This is a genomic window from Flavobacterium sp. (assembly GCF_046155325.1).
Lineage (GTDB): Bacteria > Bacteroidota > Bacteroidia > Flavobacteriales > Flavobacteriaceae > Flavobacterium.
Window position 1 is genome coordinate 1 of the sequence record NZ_JBJXDQ010000174.1, and the last position, 3154, is coordinate 3154.

Consider the following 3154-nt stretch of genomic DNA (forward strand, 5'->3'; position numbering starts at 1 on the left):
ACCTCATAAAAAAAACAAATAAAATGGCATCAATAACATTAGGAGGAAATCCAATACACACATCGGGTGAATTACCAACAGTTGGCAGTAAACTAGCCGATTTTAAATTAGTAAAAGAAGATTTATCCATCGCTACATTAGCTGATTTTTCGAATACCAAATTACTATTAAACATATTCCCTAGTGTTGAAACTGGAGTATGCTCAGCTGCCCTTAGAAAGTTCAATGAAATTGCTGGCGGGTTAAGCAACACTAAAGTATTGTGTATTTCCAGAGATTTACCTTTAGCTCAAAAACGTTTTTGTGGGGCCGAAGGATTGAAAAATGTAATCAATTTGTCTGATTTTAATACTGCAGATTTTGGAAAAGACAATGGCCTGCTAATTTTAGACAGCATTTTTGCTGGTTTGCTTTCTCGATCCATCATAATCGTTGATGAAAATGGCATCATTACCTATACAGAACAAGTTCCAGAAATTGGAAACGAACCTAATTATGAAGCTGCTTTGGCAGTACTTTAAAAGTTATAAATGGAATTTCAAAAAGATAATAGTTTTTTTATAGGAAGATTAAAAAGTCTAAAATATGCTTTTAATGGCGCTTTAAAACTAATTACTACTGAACATAGTATCATGGTTCAGTTTACGTTAGCAATAGTATTACTATTTGCAGGATTTTTTTTTGAGATAAATAAAACTGAATGGTTATTTCAAACAATAGCAATTGGTTTAGTTATTAGTATTGAAGGTCTAAATACTGCTGTCGAAAAAGTAGCTGATTTTATTCACCCCAATTTTAATGATAAAATTGGTTTTATAAAAGATATAGCCGCAGGTGCAGTTTTTTTTGCAGCTATGACTGGAATTACAATTGTTTTCATTATTTATTTACCTAAATTTATATAGTTAAACGAAAAAAGAGAATGACTAAAACAAATAAAAAAGAAACTGCTAGTAAGTCAATAGATTCAAAGCTTACAAATAATAAATATTGGTCTATAACAAAACAGCATAAGATTGTTTTGGGTTGTTTATTAATATTGTTTTCAATTGCATTGTTACTTTCTTTTATTTCGTTTTACACCTATGGTCAGCAGGATCAAAGTACTTTAACTAAAATTTTAAACCGAAATGAAACAGCTCAAAATTGGCTCGGTAAATTTGGTGCTTTTTTAGCTGATTTATTAGTGTATAAAGGATTTGGAATTGCTTCTTTTTTCTTAGTTAGATTATTATTTTTAACGGGTACTTTTTTAGCCTTGAGCATTCCACTTAAAAAATTAAAGAATATTTGGTTTTGGGATATGTTTGTTGCAATAATTATTTCGGTTTTATTAGGTTTTTTTGCTACATCCCTCCCGGAATTGGGTGGCGTTATAGGATATGAGTTGAATTTATTCTCTCAAGATTATATCGGAAAAACAGGAACATTACTTGTTTTGTTTTTTGGAGTTATAATTTATTTCATTTTTAAGATTAAAATTTCACCCGAAAAGATTCAATCATTTTTTGAAAAAGCAAATAAGGATCTTAAATCTAATTGGGCTACTAATCCAGTTCCAGATCCCAACACAGCCTATAATCTTGAAGAGTATGCTTTAGAAGATGAATCATTGGATGAGGAATTGAAGGGAATTGAATTAATTACAAAATCATCAAAATTCGAAATTAATAAAGATGATTTAAAACCTACCATAAGCAATTCGTCAGAAATAAGTCTTAAAATAATTCCTACTGAAATAAAACCACCTCCATTTTCAGAATTTTCAATACCCAAACCAAAAGAGGTAACTCCCACCCCATCTCCAGAGATTATTCATACAAGCGATGAGACATTTGTAATAGAAAAAGCTGCTGAAGAAAATATTATTGAAGAAAACCTAGCTTCAAAATTGGTTGCAGATTTTGGAATGTTTGACCCAACCTTAGATTTATCAAATTATAAATACCCTACGATTGATCTTTTAAGAGAATACTCCTCTGGAGGAATCACCATCAATCAGGAAGAATTAGAAGAAAACAAAAATAGAATTGTTGATACCCTTCGCAATTACAAAATAGAAATTGCTCAAATAAAAGCTACTGTTGGTCCATCAGTAACCCTATATGAAATTGTACCAGAAGCTGGAATTCGAATATCAAAAATTAAGAGCCTAGAAGATGATATCGCTTTGTCATTATCGGCCTTAGGAATTCGTATCATTGCTCCTATCCCAGGAAAAGGAACTATAGGTATTGAAGTGCCTAATAAAAACCCTACGATGGTTTCGATGAAAAGCGTTATTGGATCTGCAAAATTTCAAGAAGCAGAAATGGAATTGCCAATAGCTTTAGGAAAAACAATTTCGAATGAAACCTTTGTAGTTGATTTAGCCAAAATGCCTCACTTGTTAATGGCTGGAGCAACAGGTCAAGGAAAATCGGTAGGGTTAAATGCTGTTATTACATCCTTATTGTACAAAAAACATCCAGCAGAAATTAAGTTTGTTTTAGTTGATCCTAAAAAAGTAGAGCTAACGCTTTTCAATAAGATTGAAAGACATTATTTAGCAAAATTACCCGATACCGATGATGCTATTATTACAGATAATGCCAAAGTAATTAATACTTTAAATTCACTTTGTATAGAAATGGATAATCGCTATTCTTTGCTAAAAGATGCCATGGTACGCAATATCAAGGAATATAATGATAAGTTTAAATCCCGAAAATTAAATCCCGAAAATGGTCATCGTTTTTTACCCTACATTATTTTGGTAGTAGACGAATTTGCTGATTTAATTATGACCGCTGGAAAAGAAGTTGAAACTCCAATAGCTAGATTAGCACAATTAGCAAGAGCCATAGGCATACACCTTATTATTGCTACTCAACGACCTTCGGTAAATGTAATTACAGGATTAATAAAAGCAAATTTTCCTGCTCGTATTGCTTTTAGAGTAACTTCAAAAATTGACTCTAGAACTATTCTTGATACCCAGGGAGCAGATCAGCTTATTGGTCGAGGTGATATGCTTTATACTAATGGAAATGACACAGTAAGGGTTCAATGCGCTTTTATTGACACTCCCGAAGTAGAAAAAATCACTGAATATATTGGTTCTCAAAAAGCCTATGCTACTGCTTATCTGCTACCAGAATTTGTTGGTGAAGAA

General features: G+C 31.9%; 3 protein-coding genes. All 3 read left to right on the top strand.

Going from position 1 to position 3154, the window contains the following annotated elements; genetic code table 11:
* The first annotated feature begins 23 nt into the window (after positions 1–23).
* Positions 24–521: a thiol peroxidase gene (gene tpx, locus ACKVOD_RS11845; protein ID WP_409209678.1), complete on the top strand. Its 498-nt coding sequence runs from the start codon at positions 24–26 to the stop codon at positions 519–521.
* Between the two features lie 9 nt (positions 522–530).
* Positions 531–905, top strand: coding sequence for a diacylglycerol kinase family protein (locus tag ACKVOD_RS11850; protein WP_409209676.1), 375 nt, complete (start codon positions 531–533; stop codon positions 903–905).
* Between the two features lie 17 nt (positions 906–922).
* Positions 923–3154 (top strand): DNA translocase FtsK (locus ACKVOD_RS11855; RefSeq protein WP_409209677.1); only part of this gene is annotated, 2232 nt, incomplete at its 3' end.

What these genes read in the sequence shown, in the direction of transcription:
- ACKVOD_RS11850 (WP_409209676.1), top strand. Translation starts at nt 531, where the DNA reads ATGGAATTTCAAAAAGATAATAGTTTTTTTATAGGAAGATTAAAAAGT.
- tpx (WP_409209678.1), top strand. Translation starts at nt 24, where the DNA reads ATGGCATCAATAACATTAGGAGGAAATCCAATACACACATCGGGTGAA.